This window comes from Pseudomonas synxantha BG33R (assembly GCF_000263715.2).
In the GTDB taxonomy this organism is placed as follows: Bacteria; Pseudomonadota; Gammaproteobacteria; order Pseudomonadales; family Pseudomonadaceae; genus Aquipseudomonas; species Aquipseudomonas synxantha_A.
The window spans coordinates 2,937,269-2,957,475 of record NZ_CM001514.1; the positions used below are offsets into that span (position 1 = coordinate 2,937,269).

General features: G+C 57.8%; 16 protein-coding genes and 1 pseudogene. 8 read left to right on the forward strand and 9 right to left on the reverse strand.

All coding sequences use genetic code 11. The features are described from left to right. Positions 1–56 precede the first annotated feature (56 nt). Positions 57–965 (forward strand): LysR substrate-binding domain-containing protein, encoded by a 909-nt coding sequence (locus tag PSEBG33_RS14345; protein ID WP_005787953.1) that lies wholly within the window; start codon positions 57–59, stop codon positions 963–965. 30 nt (positions 966–995) lie between these two features. On the opposite strand, the gene PSEBG33_RS14340 is transcribed toward PSEBG33_RS14345, so the two are convergent. After that, on the reverse strand, positions 996–2,288 hold the full coding sequence (locus PSEBG33_RS14340; protein ID WP_005787955.1) for a PQQ-dependent sugar dehydrogenase: 1,293 nt from the start codon (positions 2,286–2,288) through the stop codon (positions 996–998). Next, positions 2,285–2,710 carry a DUF2231 domain-containing protein gene (locus tag PSEBG33_RS14335; RefSeq protein WP_005787957.1) on the reverse strand — a complete coding sequence of 142 codons (426 nt, stop codon included), beginning with the start codon at positions 2,708–2,710 and terminating at the stop codon, positions 2,285–2,287. Before PSEBG33_RS14335 ends, PSEBG33_RS14340 begins: the two co-directional genes overlap by 4 nt. A gap of 188 nt (positions 2,711–2,898) precedes the next feature. On the opposite strand from PSEBG33_RS14335, the gene PSEBG33_RS14330 reads away from it, so the two are divergent. The 3 genes and pseudogenes from PSEBG33_RS14330 to PSEBG33_RS27360 form a co-directional block, all read left to right on the forward strand. Beyond that, positions 2,899–3,378: an AAA family ATPase gene (locus PSEBG33_RS14330; RefSeq protein WP_005787958.1), complete on the forward strand. Its 480-nt coding sequence runs from the start codon at positions 2,899–2,901 to the stop codon at positions 3,376–3,378. Then, on the forward strand, positions 3,375–4,172 hold the full coding sequence (locus PSEBG33_RS14325) for a nucleotidyltransferase domain-containing protein (RefSeq protein ID WP_005787960.1): 798 nt from the start codon (positions 3,375–3,377) through the stop codon (positions 4,170–4,172). Before PSEBG33_RS14330 ends, PSEBG33_RS14325 begins: the two co-directional genes overlap by 4 nt. After that, positions 4,165–4,296: pseudogene (locus PSEBG33_RS27360) on the forward strand (DNA mismatch repair protein MutT); the annotation flags it as partial. The gene PSEBG33_RS14325 and the pseudogene PSEBG33_RS27360, both read left to right, overlap by 8 nt. A 76-nt stretch (positions 4,297–4,372) precedes the next feature. On the opposite strand, the gene PSEBG33_RS14320 reads toward PSEBG33_RS27360, so the two are convergent. Next, positions 4,373–4,933 carry a cysteine hydrolase family protein gene (locus PSEBG33_RS14320; RefSeq protein WP_005787964.1) on the reverse strand — a complete coding sequence of 187 codons (561 nt, stop codon included), beginning with the start codon at positions 4,931–4,933 and terminating at the stop codon, positions 4,373–4,375. Between the two features lie 155 nt (positions 4,934–5,088). Between PSEBG33_RS14320 and PSEBG33_RS14315 the strand changes: the two genes are divergently transcribed. Further along, positions 5,089–7,287, forward strand: a complete 2,199-nt coding sequence (locus tag PSEBG33_RS14315; RefSeq protein WP_005787966.1) for an OsmC domain/YcaO domain-containing protein — start codon at positions 5,089–5,091, stop codon at positions 7,285–7,287. Positions 7,288–7,413: 126 nt separating this feature from the next. Here PSEBG33_RS14315 and PSEBG33_RS14310 read toward each other — a convergent pair whose 3' ends face one another. Further along, positions 7,414–8,580, reverse strand: a complete 1,167-nt coding sequence (locus tag PSEBG33_RS14310) for a cystathionine gamma-synthase (protein ID WP_005787968.1) — start codon at positions 8,578–8,580, stop codon at positions 7,414–7,416. Further along, a complete protein-coding gene (locus PSEBG33_RS14305; RefSeq protein WP_005787970.1) occupies positions 8,577–9,953 on the reverse strand; it encodes a pyridoxal-phosphate dependent enzyme in 1,377 nt (458 codons plus the stop codon). Before PSEBG33_RS14305 ends, PSEBG33_RS14310 begins: the two co-directional genes overlap by 4 nt. A gap of 102 nt (positions 9,954–10,055) precedes the next feature. Between PSEBG33_RS14305 and PSEBG33_RS29340 the strand changes: the two genes are divergently transcribed. After that, on the forward strand, positions 10,056–10,205 hold the full coding sequence (locus tag PSEBG33_RS29340; RefSeq protein WP_157264155.1) for a hypothetical protein: 150 nt from the start codon (positions 10,056–10,058) through the stop codon (positions 10,203–10,205). Positions 10,206–10,287: 82 nt separating this feature from the next. Here the strand turns inward: PSEBG33_RS29340 and PSEBG33_RS14300 are convergent, their stop codons facing one another. The 4 genes from PSEBG33_RS14300 to PSEBG33_RS14285 form a co-directional block, all read right to left on the reverse strand. Continuing rightward, a complete protein-coding gene (locus tag PSEBG33_RS14300) occupies positions 10,288–15,231 on the reverse strand; it encodes an RHS repeat-associated core domain-containing protein (RefSeq protein ID WP_032803512.1) in 4,944 nt (1,647 codons plus the stop codon). Between the two features lie 213 nt (positions 15,232–15,444). Beyond that, positions 15,445–15,927, reverse strand: a complete 483-nt coding sequence (locus tag PSEBG33_RS14295; RefSeq protein ID WP_005787974.1) for a VOC family protein — start codon at positions 15,925–15,927, stop codon at positions 15,445–15,447. Between the two features lie 65 nt (positions 15,928–15,992). Beyond that, the gene (locus PSEBG33_RS14290) at positions 15,993–16,712 is read right to left on the reverse strand and encodes an SDR family NAD(P)-dependent oxidoreductase (protein ID WP_005787976.1); all 720 of its coding nucleotides are present in this window, start codon (positions 16,710–16,712) and stop codon (positions 15,993–15,995) included. A 65-nt stretch (positions 16,713–16,777) separates the two neighbouring features. Beyond that, entirely contained in the window at positions 16,778–17,962 is a 1,185-nt protein-coding gene (locus PSEBG33_RS14285) for an MFS transporter (protein ID WP_005787978.1), read from the reverse strand. A 94-nt stretch (positions 17,963–18,056) separates the two neighbouring features. On the opposite strand from PSEBG33_RS14285, the gene PSEBG33_RS14280 reads away from it, so the two are divergent. Together PSEBG33_RS14280 and PSEBG33_RS14275 are read left to right on the forward strand one after the other, a co-directional pair. Further along, positions 18,057–18,950, forward strand: coding sequence for a LysR family transcriptional regulator (locus PSEBG33_RS14280; protein WP_005787980.1), 894 nt, complete (start codon positions 18,057–18,059; stop codon positions 18,948–18,950). After that, positions 18,950–20,119 (forward strand): hypothetical protein, encoded by a 1,170-nt coding sequence (locus PSEBG33_RS14275; RefSeq protein ID WP_005787982.1) that lies wholly within the window; start codon positions 18,950–18,952, stop codon positions 20,117–20,119. The genes PSEBG33_RS14280 and PSEBG33_RS14275 overlap by 1 nt, the downstream gene beginning before the upstream one ends. Positions 20,120–20,207 lie beyond the last annotated feature (88 nt).

The following is a 20,207-nucleotide window of genomic DNA, read 5'->3' on the forward strand; positions in this document are numbered from 1 at the left end:
AGCCGCACGGCTGTGCTACAAACGAGTTCTCGGCCCTTGATGCATTACCTCAGATTATGAATCTACTTGGCAAAACCTTACCGCCCCTCGCCAGCCTGTTGCCGTTTGAAGCCGCTGCGCGCCTGGAAAGTTTTTCCAAGGCGGCCGATGAACTGCACATCACCCAGGCGGCTGTCAGCCGGCAGATTCGCGGGCTGGAAGATAACCTGGGGGTGAAACTCTTTAGTCGGCGCAACCGTGCGGTGTTCCTGACGCAAGAGGGGCGTGAATTGGGGCGGGTGGTCAGTGCCGCGTTGCAAAGCATCAGTGATGGCGCGGCTCAGCTGCGCGCGGCGCCGCTACGCAATCGGGTGGTGCTGTTGTGCCAGTTGTGCGAGGCGTTCTATTGGTTGATGCCGCGCCTGTCGACGTTCCATCAGCAATATCCGCAGGTCGAGATCCAGGTGGTGACCTGTACGCGGCCCATCACGCAATTCGAGGGCCACTTCGATGTAGCCCTGCAAAGTACCCGGCGCGCCAGTGGTGCCCATACGCTGATGTTTACCGCTTCTGATGAAGTGTTTCCGGTGTGCAGTCCCGCCTACCTGTGCCCGCAGCAGCCGTTAGCGCTCGCTGAGTTACAGCCTTGCACCTTTTTGCACCATAGCTCTGAACCTCCGCACTTGATGGAGTGGGATGAGTGGCTGCAGGTGTTTGGGCGGGTGTTGGCCAAAGATGCGCGCAGTGCCACCTTCGACAGCTACCCGCTGATGTTGCAGGCGGCGGTGGAAGGGCACGGTGTTGCCATGGGCTGGCGTCGCACCGCCAGCAGGCTGATTGACAGTGGGGCACTGGTGCGCCCCTGTGCTGAAAGCGTGTTTCTGCCGGAGGCTATTTCGGTGTACAGGCAGCATGGGGCAAGCAGTCGGGAGGAGGTGGCTGCGTTGCTGGCCTGGCTTGAAGCGCAATTGCAGAAGGACGACTGACAGGGGCGTCGCCGCCCCTGTCACCCCCGGTTATTTATTACGGGTGACGCGCCAAAGGGTATTGGCCAGGTCGTCGGCAATGATCAGTGCGCCTTTGGGGTCCACCGTCACGCCCACCGGGCGCCCACGGGTCTTGCCATCGTCACCCCGAAAGCCGGTGGCGAAGTCGATGGGTTCGCCAGCGGGCTTGCCATTGCTGAACGGCACGAAGATCACCTTGTAGCCCACCGGATTGTCGCGGTTCCAGCTGCCGTGTTCGCCGACAAACACGCCGTCGGCAAATTTTTCACCCATGGCTGGGATGGAGAAATCCACACCCAGTGCAGCCACGTGGGAACCCAGGCTGTAATCGGGCTTGATCGCCGAGGCTACTTTGGCTGGGTTCTGCGGTTGTGCCCGTGGGTCGACGTTCTGGCCCCAGTAGCTGTAGGGCCAACCGTAGAAGGCACCTTCGCGCACTGACGTCAGGTAGTCCGGCACCAGGTCGGGGCCGAGTTCATCGCGTTCGTTGACCACCGTCCACAGTTGCCCGGAGCCCGGTTGGATGGTCAGCGCCGTGGGGTTGCGTAGCCCGGTAGCGTAGGGTTTGTGCGCGCCAGTGGCCGCGTCGATCTGCCAGACCATGGCGCGGTCGATCTCCACTTCCATGCCGCGCTCGGTGATGTTGCTGTTGGAGCCGATGCCCACATACAGCTGGCGCCCGTCATCACTGACCGCCAAGGACTTGGTCCAGTGGTGATTGATCTGCGCCGGCAGGTCGGTGACTTTGACCGGCGGCGCACTGGCCTTGGTCTGGCCGTCGGCGTAATCGAAACGCACCAGCGCGTCCTGGTTGGCCACATAGAGTTTGCCGTCGGCGTATGCCAAACCATAGGGGGCGTTGAGGTTGTCGGCGAACACGGTCTTGAGTTCATAGGTGCCGTCGCCGTCGGCATCGCGCAGCAGGGTAATGCGGTTGCCGCCTTTGACCTTGGTGTTGCCCTGAGCCTTGATCACGCTGGCAATCACGTCCTTGGGCTTGAGCTTGGCCGCACTGCCGCCACGGCCTTCGGCTACGAGGATGTCGCCGTTGGGCAACACCAGGGTTTGGCGGGGGATTGCCAGGTCGGTGGCGATGGCGGTCACGCTGTAGCCTTCGGGCACCTTGGGCTTTTGTTCGCCCCAAGGCGTGGGCTCGGCGATCTTCATGCTCGGCAGCAGGCTGCTTTGTTGTTCGGGCAGCTTGGGATCGGGGCCGCGGGCCTGGGTCTTGTCACCTTCGCCGCCACAGGCACTCAGCAACAGGGCAGCGCTGAGCACGGTCAATGTGTTGAGTGGTTTCATCGGGCAGCTCCTGAGCGCAGGTTGGTCAAGCCGATCCAGGTGGCGATGATCGCCAGGGCGGTGACAATCGCCGACAGCACCAGGCCGGTGGGCATCATGGCGTACGCGTCCTTGGCGTGTTGGAAGGCATTGATCAGCCCGAGTACCCAAGTAGCCAACAACAGCAGGAAATACGCCACGGGGCGCCCGCCCTTGTGTTCGGCACGCACCAGATTGACCAACGCAAACAACAGGGCAAAACCACAGAACACCAGCGCCCCGGCGATCAGCCAGGAGGCGAAGTTGGCCCATTGGATCTGGTAACTCTGGCCGTAGGCGATATCACTGAGCAAGGCGCCGAGAAACAACGGCACAGTGCCGGCCAGTAAGGTCCCATGCAGCGGGCCAGGTCTGACGACGGGGTAGGTGGGTAGGGTAGTCATGTCGGTGGCGGCTCCTTATCGTTCTGCACCCTGGACTCAAGGTGCGCTGACTTCGCATAGGAAAGGAGCCTGTCATTTGTCAGAAAGTTCATTGAGAGGTGGAGATGTTTCCTGGCAGATGTAGCTGGATGTGTTTACGACGCCAGCTCCATGACTCATCCTGCTTGGCCCCAACAAGGAATCGTTTTATGCCAACCCTGCATCTGTTGTGCGGCAAGATCGCCTCTGGCAAGTCCACGCTCGCCAAAACCCTGGCTGCCGAGCACGCGGCCATTGTGCTCAGCGAAGACCACTGGCTGGCCACTCTCTACCCCGGTGAGATCCAGAGCATTGCCGACTACCTGCGTTGTGCCCAGCGGGTTCGCGGCGTGCTTGAGCCGCTGGTGATCGAGCTGCTGGCGTCCGGTGTCAACGTGGTGCTGGATTTTCCCGCCAACACCCTCGCCAATCGCCAATGGTTGCTAGGCCTGGCCCAGGCGGCCGAGGTGCCGCACTGCCTGCATTATCTGGAACTGGACGATGCCACCTGCCGCGCCCGCCTGCATGAGCGTAACGCCCGGGGTGAGCATGATTTTGCCGCGACCGACGCCGAGTTCGACCTGATCACTCGCCACTTCTGCGTGCCGAGTGAAGAGGAAGGCCTGGTGATTGAGGTGCACCGCCCATGACCCCGCAAAAACCTGCAGGCATCGATGCCGACGGCTATATCCTCACCGTCGCCGATGCGCCTATACAATCCGAGTTCCAGCCCCTCCTGGCGGACATCTGCGTCACCCTGTCCCAGCCTGCGCTGGGGCTGCACGGGATTTACCTGTATGGCAGCATTGCACGGGGCGAGAGCGAGGCCGGAGTTTCCGACCTTGACCTTTCACTGATACTGGTCGAACCACCGGATGCGCCCGTGCTTGAACAATTGGAGTCCGCCCGACTCGCCTTGGAGCAACGGCATCCCCAAGTCACCAAGATCGACTTTGACATCGGCCACCGCGCCCAGGTGTTGGCGCCCGAGAACCGAAACAGTTGGGGCTTCTGGCTTAAACATCATTGCCGCTGTATCTGGGGCGAAGACCTGTCACGGCACTTCGAACCGTTTCGCCCGTCCCGCTCAATCGCCCTGGCGGTCAACGGCGATTTTGAACAGGCGCTTACGGCGTACCTGGTGCGCATCGAACAGGCCGGCACTGAACACACACGGCTTGGCCTGCAGCGGGAAGCAGCGCGGGCCTTGATCCGCGCTACCCACACCCTGCGAGCGCAAGACGCGCAACGCTGGCCGCAAACCCTGGAAGACTACGTCGGGTTGTTCGTTCGGCATTACCCGAACATGCGCGTGCAAATCGCCTACTTCCTGTTTGAGGCACGCAACCCGAGCGCCGAGGGCGAGGCATTCACTACACGGCTACGGGCGTTTTTGAGCTGGATGGTTTCGGCACTTATAGAAAGGAATCAATCAGATGCGTGAACGCAAAACCGCACGATTGCTGGTTATAAACCTTGCACAGCAAGTGCTGCTGTTTCGCTTCGTACACAAAGACGGCACCTTGGCCGGCCAGGATTACTGGGCCACGCCGGGCGGCGGCTTTAAGGCCGTCACGGGAGCAAGCGGATGTATTGATCCAAGCACCACAACGTGCTTGCCCTGAGACACATCCATCTTCCTTGTCAGTGACTGGCCAGGATTCCCCCGGTGTTGAGCACCCTGGCATAGTCCATCGCCAAGTTACTCAGCGACAACGCATGCACGTCTTCGGCGAGCCACAGCCGTCCCGACAAGTCGGTTTGATCGAAGGTAAAACACGCATCTGCCGCCACGATCACGTCAAATCCCAGGTTGCCGCCCGAGCGGGCGGTGGATTCCACGGAGTTGTTGGTGATGACGCCAACGATCACCAACTGGTGGATCGAGCGCAGGTGCAGCCAGCGCTCCAGGCCCGTGGCGCTGAATGCATCCGGTACGTTTTTTTCCACCACATGCTCGTGGGCCAGGGGGTGCAACGCATCCTGGAACTCACAGCCGGGCTGGCCTGGCCGAAACACCGAAGCGTCAGAGCGGGAGATATGCCGCACATGGATGATCGGGCGTTGCGCCTGTCGCCAGGCATTGAGCAACTGTTGTATGCGCAGTTCGGCGTCTGGGTTGTTGCGGCGGCCAAGGGCGGGATCGGCCATGCCTTTCTGCATATCAATGATCACCAGTGCAGCGTTCGTCGCTATCGGTTCCATGGCCTGTCCTTGTAGGGATGAGTATCGCGATTCAAGTGTGGGTCGGTTGGACGTTACCACCGATCGGCAACCCACACGCAAAACCCTGAGACTTCCCGGCGAAACGCTTCATAATGGCCGCCAATTTGTTTAGCTCGTTATTCTGGTGTGCCCGCATGGAAATTAAGGTCAACTTTCTCGACAACCTTCGGCTTGAAGCCAAGTTCGATGACTTCACGGTCATTGCCGACCAGCCCATCCGCTACAAGGGCGACGGGTCGGCACCGGGGCCATTCGATTACTTCCTGGCTTCGTCGGCGTTGTGTGCGGCGTACTTTGTGAAGTTGTACTGCCAGACGCGCAATATTCCCACCGAGAATATTCGCCTGTCGCAGAACAACATCGTCGACCCGGAAAACCGCTACAACCAGATTTTCAAGATCCAGGTCGAGCTGCCGGCGGACATCTCGGACAAGGACCGACAGGGCATCCTGCGTTCCATCGACCGTTGCACCGTGAAGAAAGTGGTGCAGGCCGGGCCGCAGTTCGTGATTGAGCAGGTGGAAAATCTCGACGCCGACGCGCAGGCGTTGTTGATGCCCAATTCCACGTCCGACGCGGGCACCTACATTGCTGGCAAGGACCTGCCGCTGGAGCAGACCATCGCCAACATGTCCGGCATCCTCGCCGGGCTGGGCATGAAGATCGAGATCGCCTCGTGGCGCAATATCGTGCCCAACGTCTGGTCGTTGCATGTGCGCGATGCGCATTCGCCGATGTGCTTTACCAACGGCAAGGGCGCGACGAAGGAGGGCGCACTGGCGTCGGCGCTGGGCGAGTTTATCGAGCGGCTCAACTGCAACTTCTTCTACAACGACCAGTTCTGGGGCGAAGAGCTGGCCAATGCACCGTTCGTGCATTATCCGGATGAGCGCTGGTTTCAGCCGGGCCCGGACGATGAGCTGCCGAGTGAAATCCTCGATGCCTACTGCCTGAAGATCTACAACCGCGAGGGCGAGTTGCGCGGTTCGCACCTGTTTGACACCAACTCCGGCAACGAAGCCCGTGGCATTGTCTCGCTGCCGTTCGTGCGCCAGTCCGATGGTGAAGTGGTGTATTTCCCTTCCAACCTGATCGAAAACCTCTACCTGAGCAACGGCATGAGTGCCGGCAACACCCTGGCCGAAGCCCAGGTGCAGTGCCTGTCGGAGATTTTCGAGCGGGCGGTGAAGCGCGAAATCATCGAAGGCGAATTCGCCCTGCCGGACGTACCCGCCGAGGTGTTGGCCAAATACCCTGGCATCCTCGCCGGTATTGAGGGGCTGGAGGCCCAGGGTTTCCCGGTGCTGGTCAAGGATGCATCCCTGGGCGGTGAATTCCCGGTGATGTGCGTGACCTTGATGAACCCGCGCACCGGTGGCGTGTTTGCCTCCTTCGGTGCGCACCCGAGCCTGGAAGTGGCGCTGGAACGCAGCCTCACCGAGCTGCTGCAAGGCCGCAGCTTCGAAGGTTTGAACGACCTGCCGCAGCCGACCTTCGAAGGCCAGGCGGTGACCGAGCCGAACAATTTCGTCGAGCACTTTATCGACTCCAGCGGCGTGGTGTCGTGGCGCTTCTTCAGCGACCAGTCAGATTACGAGTTCGTCGAGTGGGACTTCTCAGGCCACGGCGAAGACTCCAACGCCCAGGAGGCCGCGACGCTGTTCGGCATCCTCGAAGGCATGGGCAAGGAGTGCTACATGGCGGTGTACGAACACCTGGGCGCCACCGCCTGCCGCATCCTGGTGCCGGACTATTCGGAAATCTACCCGGTGGACGACCTGATCTGGGATAACACCAACAAGGCGCTGTTCTTCCGCGAAGACATCCTCAACCTGCATCGCCTCAACGAGGACGAGCTGCAAGCCTTGGTCGAACGCCTGATTGAAAGCGAGCTGGACGACTACACCGACATCACCACCCTGATCGGCATCGAGTTCGACGACAACACCGCGTGGGGCCAATTGACCATCCTTGAGCTGAAGCTTTTGATATTCCTGGCCCTCAAGCAGTATGAAGAAGCCAAGGAATGCGTGGAGATGTTCCTGCAGTACAACGACAACACCGTCGAGCGCGGCCTGTTTTACCAGGCGATGAACGCGGTGCTGGAGATGGAGCTGGATGACGACCTGGAACTGGCCGACTACGAGGCCAATTTCCGGCGCATGTTCGGCAATGAGCGTATGGATGCGGTGATCGGCTCGGTGGACGGCAGTGTGCGCTTTTACGGGCTGACGCCGACCAGCATGAAGCTCGAAGGGCTGGACCGGCATCTACGCTTGATCGACAGCTACAAGAAGCTGCATACGGCGCGGGCTAACATCACCCAAGGCTGATTACGCAGTTGATTTAATGTGGGAGGGGGCTTGCTCCCGATAGCGGTGTATCAGTCAACAAATACATTGACTGACACCCTACTATCGGGAGCAAGCCCCCTCCCACATTTTGCTCGATGTTTGACGTTAAATGTGTGCCAAGGCTTGGGCTAAGTCCGCTCGCAGATCCTCCACATCCTCAACCCCCACCGACAACCGCACCAACCCATCACCAATCCCCAACTGCGCCCGCGTGGCCGCCGGGATGCTCGCGTGCGTCATGATCGCCGGGTGTTCGATCAGGCTTTCCACGCCCCCCAGGCTCTCGGCCAGGGCGAAGATGCTGACGTTCTCCAGAAAGCGCCTGGCACCGGCCAGGTCACTGTTCAAATCCACCGAAATCATCCCGCCAAAACCGCGCATTTGCTGCTTGGCCAGCGCGTGCTGTGGGTGGGATTTCAGGCCGGGGTAATACACCCGCGCCACTTGCGGTTGCTGTTCCAGCCAGGTGGCCAGCTCCAGGGCATTGCTGCAATGGCGCTCCATGCGCAGCGCCAGGGTTTTCACACCGCGCAGGGTCAGGAACGCATCGAACGGCCCGGCAATGGCACCGACCGAGTTTTGCAGGAAGCCCAGGCGTTCGGCCAGGTCCGGATTGTCACCGACAACGGCGATACCGCCGATCACATCGGAATGCCCGTTCAGATACTTGGTAGTGGAGTGCACCACGATATCGAAACCCAGTTCCAGTGGCCGCTGGATCCACGGGCTGGCGAAGGTGTTGTCGGCCACGCAGATAATTCCGCGGGCACGGCAGATGCGTGCGACGGCGCGCAGGTCGGTGAGGCTCAGCAGCGGGTTGCTCGGGGTCTCGACCCAGACCATGCGCGTGTCGTCCTGCAACGACGCTTCAAAGGCCGATAAGTCGCTCAGGTCGACATAGCTGAAACGGTGCCCAGCGCTGCGCTGGCGCACCTTGTCGAACAGCCGGAAGGTGCCGCCATACAGGTCATTGCCCGAAACGATATGCGCACCGGCATCGAGCAATTCGAGCACGGTGGAAATCGCCGCCAGCCCCGAGGCAAATGCAAACGCCTGGCTGCCGCCTTCAAGGTCGGCCACGCAGCGCTCCAGGGCAAAACGCGTGGGGTTGTGGGAGCGGCCGTAGTCGAAGCCCTTGTGCACACCGGGGCTGTCTTGCAGGTAAGTGGAGTTGGCGTAGATCGGCGGCATCAGCGCGCCCGTGGTCGGGTCGGGTGACTGCCCGGCGTGGATCACACGGGTGGCAAACGCGCTTTTATCGGGCTGACTCATGCAAGGGATCTCCGTAGGTGATTAAGCAGGTCGACGCGGGTGATCAGGCCATGGAAGCCCGAGGCGTCGGCAATAATGGCAACCAGGCCGCGATCCAGCTCCGCCTGCAACTCGGCCAGGCTGGCGCTGGGGGGCAGGGTGTGCAAGGTGTCGGTCATGGCGCTGGCGACGGTCATGGAAAAGTCCGCCGCGTCATGGTGCAGGCCCAGCAGAATGTCCGATTCGTCGATCACGCCCGCCAATTGTTGGCCGTCTACCAGCACCGGCAGTTGCGACACATCCGCCAGGCGCATGCGTTGGAACGCGGTGAGCAGGGTGTCGTCGGGGCTCACGCTGATCACGCGGCCGTCTTCGAAGCGGCGGGCGATCAGGTCGCGCAGGTCGCCGTAGTGTTTGTACTGCAGCAGGCCGGCGTCGTTCATCCATTGGTCGTTGTAAACCTTGGACAGATAACGCGTGCCGGTGTCGCACACAAAGGTCACCACGCGCTTGGGTTCGGTTTGCTCGCGGCAGTAGCGCAAGGCAGCGGCGAGCAGGGTGCCGGTGGACGAGCCGCCGAGAATGCCTTCGGCCTTGAGCAATTGGCGGGCGTGATCGAAGCTTTCTTCATCGCTGATGGAATAGGCATGGCGCACGCTGGACAGGTCGGCAATCGATGGGATGAAGTCTTCGCCGATGCCTTCCACGGCCCAGGAGCCAGGCGTTTCAAGTTGCCGGCTGCGGCTGTATTCGGCCATGACTGAACCCACCGGATCGGCCAATACCATCGTGAGATCGGGCTGCACACGCTTGAAAAAACGCGTCAAGCCGGTGAGGGTGCCGGCCGAGCCGACGCCGACCACGATCGCGTCGACATCATGTTGGGTCTGCGCCCAGATCTCCGGCGCGGTGCTGGTTTCGTGGGCCAGCGGGTTGGCCGGATTGTTGAACTGATCAGCAAAGAACGAGCCCGGAATATCCTTGGCCAGGCGTGCCGCTACGTCCTGGTAATACTCCGGGTGGCCCTTGCCCACATCGGAGCGGGTGATGTGCACCTCGGCGCCCATGGCCTTCAAGTGCAGGACTTTTTCCGTGGACATCTTGTCGGGCACCACCAACACCACCCGGTAACCCTTGGCCCGGCCGACCAGCGCCAGGCCCAGGCCGGTATTGCCGGCGGTGGCTTCGATGATGGTACCGCCAGGACGCAAGCGCCCATCACGCTCGGCGGCGTCGATCATGGCCAGGCCGATGCGATCCTTGATGGAGCCGCCAGGGTTTTGCGATTCAAGCTTTAGAAACAGCGTGCAAGGGCCGGTATCGAACCGGCTGACCTTGACCAGCGGTGTGTTACCGATCAGTTCAAGTACGGCAGGACGGGAAAGGGTAGGCATGTCGTCACCTGGTTACGGGATGGGCACAGGGTGGGGGACAGCAAATCACAGCATGGCTTGAAACATAGGCCGGTATCGCCCGGGTCGCAACCGGGCGGTCCGATGCATGACTTTTTTTGGCGCATAGATGATGCGCGGGAGGGGGCTGATGGCGATCAGTTGTGGCAGTTGATGAGCCTTGGCGAGGCTGCAAAGGCGGCGGCACTGTCGGCATTTATGTTGCCCGACCCACCGCCATCGCGGCCTCGCTAAAGCTTGAGCGCTTCCACATCGGCGTTCGGCTATGGCCATCTCGACAGAGGCATAGTAGGACGCGTTTATGGCTCTATTGGAGCTATCGGGCCTTCAGCCAATGTTTCATAAACGCGCCCCAAAGTAACGATGTCAAGTCGCCAACGAGGTTATTGGTTTGGTTAGCCAGATTATTGTCAAAGGCTTCAATATTTCCAAGCGTCCCAGTCGTAATAAATACGACCGTGTTGGCTTCAGCCGCAGTAAAGAGGCTTTTGGCCCTCTTTCCTTGTTCCAACTCCTTCACAGGATCGCCTTTTATCGGCCCGACGATGTGCGAGTTCTTGGGCTGTGAAAAATCCCTGTACAAGCGACCATAGTCTCTGAATTGTCCGAGTCGTCTGAGTCTGGGGATCAAGCTCGGGAAGGTTCTAGACACAAGGTTTCTGGCCATCGCGAGTCCAGAGCGCCCCAGGTACAGGGCAAGAGAGGCTGCTTGTTTAAGGAGCATGGCCCCGCCGCCCACTACTCCTGTGCCAAAGGACACCCAGGCGAGAATACGCGAGAGTTCAGGGTTGGTATCTTGGACAAGCACCGATACGATATTTGCCGCTAATGACACGACCGCGAGCCCGACCAGCGCAGCCGTAAGCAGTAAAGATGTGCCCCCGCTTATGACGGCGACCAATATGCCAACTGCACCGAAAACCCAGCTGCTGAATTGAGTAAAGCCCTCGATCGAGAGGGGGCCAGGCTCTCGCCCTTGGCCCTGCCATTGATTCCACAAAGCGTTATTCACTGAAAAATGTCCGCTGGGGTCGCTGAAATTGACTGGATCACCCTCGGCGCAGTAGGCATAGAGATTAGGGCCACCTGGCCCGAAAGGGCTGAGGCTGTCCGGGGTGTAGAAACACATGCTGGAAGCTGAGTAATAGCGTCCTTGCCCGCCCGCCCCCAAAACGTATTGACCCGTATCGGCATCAAGGAATTCGCCCTTGAAACCCAGCATGGAATCGGTCGCAGCCGGGGATTGCTCGCCGTATGCGGTATAGGCGTGATGCCTGAGAGTTTGCGCCTCAAGGTAATAGCTGGTCACTACCGTGCCATGGGGGTCTCTGAGTTCAAACAGGGTTGTTTTCTCGCCCGAGCGTTTGATCTGTAAAACCGTACAGCCCTCGCTCCCGGGGTTCAGCTCCCGGCTGCTGTCGTTATCCGCAGTGGAATATTCTCCACACACCGATAGCCCGTCGTAGATGAGTTGAGTTTGCTTGCCACTGTTGTCCCGGATCATCAGTCGGTTGGAGGGATCATAGCTATAACGGATACTTCCGGCCTTGCTCAATCGACCGCGCCAGTCATACGCGTATTTTTTTCCCGAAGCGTCCTGTATCACCCGCCCGGCCGCGTCGTAACTCAATGTGGCGGCTGCGGGGTAGTCCGAATGGGTGTTCTTGACTGTCGTCAACCGAAAACCGTTCAGGCTGTCGTAGGTGTTGGTTGTGGTGTTCTTGAATCCAACGAAGCTTGTGACGCAAGTGGTGACATTCCCCAGGGCATCGTAAGTAAATTCTTGCTTGTCGATGTCCTGGTTTTTTGGGGTCTTGGGTCGCCATACACCCGTGGTGGTATAGGACTTGAGTCGCCCGCCCGGCGTGTAAGCCATGATGCGTGAACCCAGCACGATGTTGTCCTGTTTCAACAACACCGATTTCAATTTGCCGTCGCGGTAATACGCGCTCTCCATGTTGAGGTCAACTTTGCCACTGAGTGTAAATCGGCGACTGGTTTCACGCCGTTCTGCGTCGTAGGTGTATGTCACATCGAAGGTGACCTTCGGATCGGTTGAGTTAAAAGGACCAATAATTCGCTCCTCACTCAAAAGTCCCTGACTGTCATAATCATGGCTACATGTAAAATGGAAATTGTTGACCGCTCTGCGCTGGTCGGCGCCGTAAATGAAAAGTGACTTAAGACCTTTAGGGTCTGTGCTGGTGAGCAGACGTCCCCCCATTGAGTAATCGGAAAGTGTCTCTTTGGCTTGACCAGGCTGAGTTTGTATATGCTGACGGGTTACATGCAGATTGGCGTCATGATTGTACTCGAGAAATTTATCGCCCTCGCTCGCAGACGAGATCTTCTGTGCCCCATACGCGTAGGTGTAAGATTGCTGCTCGGTGCGGTTGGTCGTCCCGGTGTTTGCCAAACGGTTGCCAAGCTCCTTGATGTATTCATGTTGGAGTAGAGTGCCATCGGCGGTTTGGGTTGAAGCAGGGACTGAGCTGGCGCCTATATAAGTATAAGTTTCAGTGCACGTGCCGCGGGTGAGTGAGGTGACTCGGCCCCAACTGTCGATGGTGCGTTTGCCCAGTATGTGGCGTTTATTCGAGAATTCGATATCGATCTGGGTGGCTTCGGTCATCAGCCAGTGTTTAGGGTAAGTGTAGTAATAGGTGTAGACCAAGCTGGGAGCCAGTATTCCGTTGTTCTTTTCGCTATGTTTTTCGCTCAACAGACGGCCACTGCCATCGAAGGTATAGTCAATGGTGGTGTCGCCCAGTTCGCCGTCCGTGTGCAGTTGCTTGATCTGCCTGGCACGGGTGTAGGTGGCTGTTTGGGTCTGGTAAACGTTGCCGTCCTGGCCTTTCCATTCAATCTTCTTGATGGTCTCATCCAAGTTATAGGTGGTAATCATTCTGTGCTTGTCTATTGCCTTTCCGGTCCACTGTGTAAGCGTCAGTGCGATGGGGTCCTTGAGGTCGAAATCTTCCTTGCCATCACTGTAGCGTCGGCCGCTGACCTGATTCCAGTCATCGTATTTCAACTCCTGCCACTCATGAAGCAGGGGCGGCAAACCCTCCTGGTAATCAAACTTGGTTTTACGCAGTTCACGCCCAATACGGTCGTAGGTGACGGCCATGGTTTGTTTTTTTTGGCCGCCTTCGATCAGGTATTCGCTGACCAATCGGTCCTGGCCGTCGTACTGACTCAAGCGGGTTTGCCCATTGGGGTCGGTCACTTGGATCTGCCCGGGCGCCGGGTAACTGTAGGTGGTGACCTGGCGATAGGTAGTGCTCTGCGCGCACACTGTCAAGGTGCTCAGTTGACCGTTATTGTTGTAGCTGTACTCGGTGCGGTTGCCGTCAATGTCGACTTGGCGAATGAGGCGTCCGTCAAGAGTGCTCTTGGTTTCCGATGAGGTGCGGCTGTTACCGTGTTCATCGGTTTCGGTCGTTGTGGTGGTAAGTTCGATATTACCCACGCCCCCCAAGGCATAGGCGAACGAACGTAGAGGGTCACTCACCAAGGGCGCCAAATATTTATTGCCCAATGTCGACCGGCGGATGCTCTTCACGCGTCCGGTGCGAAAGTCTTCGATGACAGTGCCTTCTTCTGTAAAGTTAGCCTCGTAGTATTCGTACTGTTGGCCTACAAACGCGGCATCGGCAAGTCTATCCGTCGCTAAACTGCATTCTAACGTACTGTAAAGTTTGGTCCCCATCAGGTCCTGCATTTCATACCGGTAAAGTTCAAACTTGGCAACATTACGTAAGGTAGGGATCAAGTCGGGCAATCCAGGGATGATTGCCAGTAAACCGGGTGTTTCGACAAACTTGGTATCCAGGGCGTCAGATGCGAATGGGCTATAATATGTACGGTCTTCGGTTTCCCACGGGGTGCCCGGTTGGTCATTTGGTTCCTGCTTGGAAGTGCGTGCGATTGAGTTTAGTAATGCGCGGGCCCTTAGCGTACCGGCGCTATTTTTCTGAATGTTGTAAAGCGGTTCTCCAGGCGAGCGTAGATAGTCCATCTCGCTGGTAATGTTCTGTTGTTGGTTTTTGACAAGGCCAGAGCTATCGTTAAAAGAATTCTTGTTTGTCGTTGTCCGGCTTCTATTCGCTTGCTGGTAAGTTACTTTGGTTACACGATTGTGAAGGCCATCATCCATATTCATAATATACGTCGTCAGGGTTTTGGCAGAACCTTGGGAGAGCGTCTCCGCCTCGACGTCATGGTTACCGTTGTATTGATAAACCGTGGTGCGAATTGCCGGTACGCCCTCAGTCATGATCGTCCGGTATTTTTTTTCATCTTGGCGCTCATACGTATAGGTTGTAATAACAGGCGTGCCGCCACCCGCTGGGGTGAGTGTGTGAGTACTGACGCAAGGCAACGCCGACAACTTTGGATTGTCCGGAAATGTCAGTCCGTTGTCTTTATATTCGACCGCTTCTTGGAGTCCGTCGAAATTGGTGATCTTGTTCAACAGCCAGCCACACACCGGATGGTCCAAATACTCCAGGGTGGTTTTGTGAGTATCCCCGAGGGTGACGGATTGCAGGGCGTAATCTTTAAGTGCCAACGTGTAGGTGAGGGTGTGAGTGGCATTATCAGGCCAGAAAATAATTTTGACCGTCCCAATGGCCGGCGATGTATCCGGCGCGGGGGTCGTGTATTCAATTTTGAGCAGGTTTCGCTTGGTGCTGTCCGTGATGCCTGTTAATTGAATTTGATAATGCGTTTTGCCCTCGATAACGTGGGGCGTTGATATCCATGTAAAATATAAGTTTTTCGACAGTTCAAGGTCGAGGCCGTGTTCATAGGTTGTCAATATTTTGGGTACATAGATGCCTGTATTGTCCAGCAGCTCCAATACTTCACATCTTTTGTCCTTGCGCGTTACGGTCAGTTGGTTTTCGGACCAGGAGACTTTAACGGCATCGTTTTGTGGGTTCGGATTGACACCTTCTTTTATACTTATTGTTTCGCCGGAATGCAATGTTAAAAGGCTACGCGCAACGCTATACGTGGTTACCCTAACAAAAAAGTCATCCCCTATTCCGAAAAGGTTATTGACGGTGGGGGCACCGTGAAGCCCCATTTCAAACACAGGGCCGCTGCCGTCGTTACCGACGATCGAGGGAAGGGGAATAAAGGCCTCGAACAGGCCTGTGCGTGGATCGACCACGTTGCGTTTTTGAGTGGTGGCGTTAAAAATCGGATCGTTTTCGGAATCGCTAGGATCCGTACCCATTGGATTGTGGGCCATGTTCATTTCCTTATGTCGTAGTAGGCCCCTTCGTGGGGCGATGTTTACGACTTGAAAACTACACGGCCGGTAAGCCTGCAGTAACTGTAAGAGTTCACAGTATTTTATATTAAATAGTTTTTGAGTTTATTTTTTAATCTCCTTTGCGAATAAGGATGTTTGTGATCTGTATGACAGTTGGCGGCCTTCAAGTTCGGATCGATATCATGCACATCAACGTCCGGCCACGGCGTCTTCTATAGCTGCAATATCAATCTTGGTCATCTTCATCATCGCCTCAAACGCACGCTTGGCCACGACAGGATCTTTACTGGTGACCGCATCGACCAACACCCGTGGCGAAATCTGCCACGACAACCCCCACTTGTCCTTGCACCAACCGCAAGCACTTGCCTGCCCACCATTGTCGATGATGGCATGCCACAAGCGATCGGTTTCTTCCTGGTCATCCGTAGACACCTGAAAGGAAAACGCCTCACTGTGCTTGAACATCGGGCCGCCATTGAGGCCAACGCAGGGGATACCCAGCACGGTGAATTCCACGGTCAGCTCATCGCCCTGTTTACCCGCCGGGTAGTCGCCAGGCGCATGGTGAACGTTCCCCACTTTGCTGTCGGGAAAGGTGTTGGCGTAGAAGGTCGCCGCCTCCAGGGCATCGTTGTTGTACCAGAGGCAGATCGTATTTTTGTTGTTCATCGCAAGGCTCCTCGGGTTGGAAGGTGCGTGAAGTCTAGACGATAACCGCGGGCGTTCTGCCCCGTTCAGAACCGCTCATCCAGGATCGCCGGTAAGGTGATGTCCTTGACGAAACTGGCCGGGGACAAGTTCAGCGTCATGCGCACCACTTGCACCACGTCATGCACAGGAATCGACTGGCCCTGATCGCGTTGCGCTGCCACTGCGAGGGGTGTGCTCAACGGGTCTTCGGTGTTCAGGTAACCCAGGTTCAGGCAGGTCACGCCCAGGCGCTGATGCCGATAGCCTTCACGCAAGGCATCGGCAATCCCGCGCAACGCAAACTTGGAGGCACCGAAGGCCACCTCCGGGCGGCCACTTTGCGGCAGGCCGGAGGTCGAGCCAGTCAGGATGATCCGTGGGTTGGCACTGTCGAGCAGCACCGGCAGCAGGCGTTTGATCAGCAACAAGGTAGCGGTGATGTTGCACGTGACAATGGCTTCGAGCTGCTCATCACCGTCGGCCAAAAAGTTGTACGCCGGGTCGAAGGCAAATTCTTCCCAGATACCCAGGTTGTAGATCAAGGTATCCAACCCGCTCTCGGCCACCGCGGCCTCAATGGCCTGGGCAGCTTTGGCGGGTTCGGCCAGGTTGGCTTCGATCCAGCGCACCTGCACATCAGCCTTGTGGTTGAGCTGTTCAGGACGGCTGCGGGATACACCGATCAGCGTATCCCCGGGTTCGCCCAACCCCTCGATCAGCGCCTTGCCCAGGCCTTTGCTGGCGCCAACTACCATGGTTTTCATTACGCGTCTCCTTGACTGAAGCGCGTAGTTATAAGGCAGTTGGGTGGGGCTTTCCAGCGTGGTGTTCAGGCTTGCACGGCTTCCCGGCAAGTGTGTAAACCCGCACGCCGCGAGCGCCAGGCCAAACCCAGCACCATCATCAAGCCCAGGCCCGCCATGATTGCACCGGCCAGGGAAATAGCCGGGTAGCCCAACCCGGCGTTGATCACCGCGCCACCCAGCGCCGCACCAATCGCATTGCCAAAATTGAACGCGCCGATGTTCATCGCCGACGCCAGGTTAGGCGCATCCTTGGCGGCCTCCATCACACGCATCTGCAACGGCGGTACCAGCGCAAAACTGGCGGCACCCCATAGCAGGATCGACACGGCGGCAGGCAGCGGCCATTGCATCAGTACCGAGAAGGCCAGCAGCACGGCAATCAACACCACCAGCGAGGTGATCAAGGTACGGTCCACCGAGCGGTCGGCCGACTTGCCGCCCCACACGTTGCCCAGGGTCAGCCCGATCCCGAACAGCACAAGCATCCCGGTGACGAAGTTGGTCGAGGCGTGGGTGACGTTGCGCAGAATCGGCGCGATGTAAGTGAACACCGTGAACATCGCACTGGAGCCCACCACCGTCAGCGCCAACGCGGCCAGCACCGGCCCGCGGCCCAATACGCGGATTTCCGCCATCAGGCTGCCGCCTTTAGGCGCGGGTGCATTCGGCAACGCCCACCACAGCGCCGCCATTACCACCGCACCGAGGCCGCTGATACCCCAGAACGCCGTGCGCCAACCAAAGTTTTCGCCAAACCAGGTCGCCAGCGGCACGCCGCCGATGGTCGCCAAGGTCAGCCCGAGAAACATCGCCGCGACCGCTCCCGCGCGTTTCTCCGGCGCTACCACGCTGGCTGCCACAATCGAACCAATGCCGAAAAACGCCCCGTGGTTCAGCGACGTCACCAGCCTTGCGATCATCAAGGTCTGATAGTTGGTGGCCAGCGCCGACAATAAATTGCCCAAGGTAAAAATCGCCATCAGCCCAATCAGCAAATAACGACGCGGCACTCTCGCCGTGGCAAGGGTCATGATCGGCGCGCCGATCAGCACGCCCATGGCATAGGCACTCACCAGCAGCCCGGCGGCTGGAATGGATACGCCAAGATCGGCGGCAATACCGGGCAACATGCCCATGGGCGCAAACTCCGTGACCCCAATGCCGAAGGCACCGATGGACAAGGCTACAAGGGGTGGATTGATACGCATGGTTGACTCCTCATCTGTGTGCCGAATGCTACAATCCAGCCTTATCAAGCAGTAGCCCCGGCTCGGGAACTACAGCTTTGCGCAGGAGGCACAAATGGATATCGGCGGTCGGTCAGGAGAGATGGAAGTGTTCGCCATGGTCGCCGAGCACGGCAGCCTGTCGGGCGCGGCGCGAGCCCTGGGGCTGACGCCATCGTCCATCAGCCGCATCATCACCCGCACCGAAAAGCGCATCGGCACCCGACTGCTGCTGCGCACTACCCGCGCAATCACCTTCACCGCCGAAGGCGAAGCCTACCTGCGCGGCGCCCGGCGCATCCTCGCAGACATGGCCGAAGTCGAAGACGCCATCACCGACCAGGGCACCCCACGCGGCCGCCTGCGAGTCAGCGCCGCGCTGGCCCATGGCCGCATGACCATCGTCCCGCTGATCGCCGCCTTCAGCGCCCGCTATCCCGCCATCGTCGTCGACCTGATGCTCGGCGATGAAGTCGTGGACATCCTCGGCGGCCAGGCCGACGTCGCCATCCGCTTCGGCCCCCTCGCCGACAGCCCGCTGACTGCCCGCCATATCGGCTCCACCGGACAGGTGATCGTCGCCTCACCGGACTACCTGGCAAGGCATGGCACCCCGGTAACGCCGCAGGATCTACTCCAGCACAACTGCCTGCGCTTCAACTTTCGCCGAGCGACGCCGGATTGGCCGTTCAGGGTGGATGGGCGGGAGTTTTCGTTGAAGGTGGCGGGGACGATTGAGGGCAACAGTGGCGATGCATTGGCACAGTTGGCGAAGCTGGGGGCAGGAATTGCGCGGATTGGGGCGTTTAGTGTGGTGGAGGAGGTGAAGCGGGGGGAGTTGGTGGTGTTGCTGGAGGACTTTAACCCGGGGGATGTGGAGCCGATTCATGCGGTGTTTGTGGGGGGAGGGGCGATGCCGGCGCGGGTGAGGGCGTTTGTGGATTTTTTGGTGGAGCGGCATGGGGTTTGATGGAGGGTGACGAATCCCTGCAAATAGCAGTTATTCGTTTTTGCCTAAAAAATCAGGGTAATTTTAATTGGAACATGAAAAAAAACACTTGCAATGATACGGTCATGACCTCTTCGAGACTATCGGGTATTGCTATGCCTACTATCCAGTCCATGCGTTTACCAATACCTGCGAACTGGCAGGATTTCGAAACGATCGTCAGAGACGCTCAGGCGCTACGCTGGTGCAGCGTAAACTTGCAGAAAAACGGTCGGCCCGGCCAGGCTCAAAATGGAGTAGACATCTATGGCGCAGACAATATTGGGCGGCCGGTAGGGGTTCAATGTAAATGTTATAGGGAGCAGTTGAAACTTACAGATGTCACGTCTGAGATTACAAATGCCGAGGGATTTGGGGGGCGATTGACAGCGCTGTTTATCGCGACCGCAACCGATCACGATGCAGTCCTCCAGCAACAAGTGCGAGACATATCTGACGCCAGAGTGGCTCAAGGACTGTTTGCGGTATCTGTCATTTATTGGGACGAAATTGTGGCTAGCCTACTACTGAATCCTCAGGTTTTTAAAAACCACTATCCACAGATATCATTACCATCTGTAAAGGTGTCTGACCCAGACCGAATGATCGCTGCATTGGAAATTGGCTATCACGGCGGTGAACTGTGGGAGGGTGTAGAGCTCATTCATGGTAGTGTTGGCAACATGGTTAACCAAGATCCCGATGAATTAACTACAGTCATTCAGGGGCTAGAGCGCCGTACCCAACAGATATTTCCACCAAAAGACAGCAGCATAATACTTGAGTCACTTGCGCTCGTTAGAAAAGTTTGCCTTTCTGAAAAAAATACTCCTGCTGACTGGAAAACAGTCAAGCTTCACGCTGATCGAGTATCGACGCGTTTCCACAAAGCCGGCTCATGGCTAACGAATGAAGAAGCCCTAGTGCTCGATATGGGGCTCCGCCTCGGAAGCATCTATTATAAAAGTATTGAAATCCCTTCAGTTAAAGTCAGAAAGGCAATGAAGTCTCAGATGCAGGTAATACTAGGGGATGAAATTTTTTCAGCGATTGATGATGAATTTGAGGCGGCAGGATCATTGTCAGATGGTTTTAGGTGGGCGATGCGGATGTACACTCTGTTAAATAGGGGGATTCGCTATCGGTTGTGAGTTCAACTGGATAAGTTTATTTTTAACTTGTGGGGTTTTTGGCTTGAGTGTTTGAGCTAAGCTAACAAGCCGTGGCAAAGTTATCTGT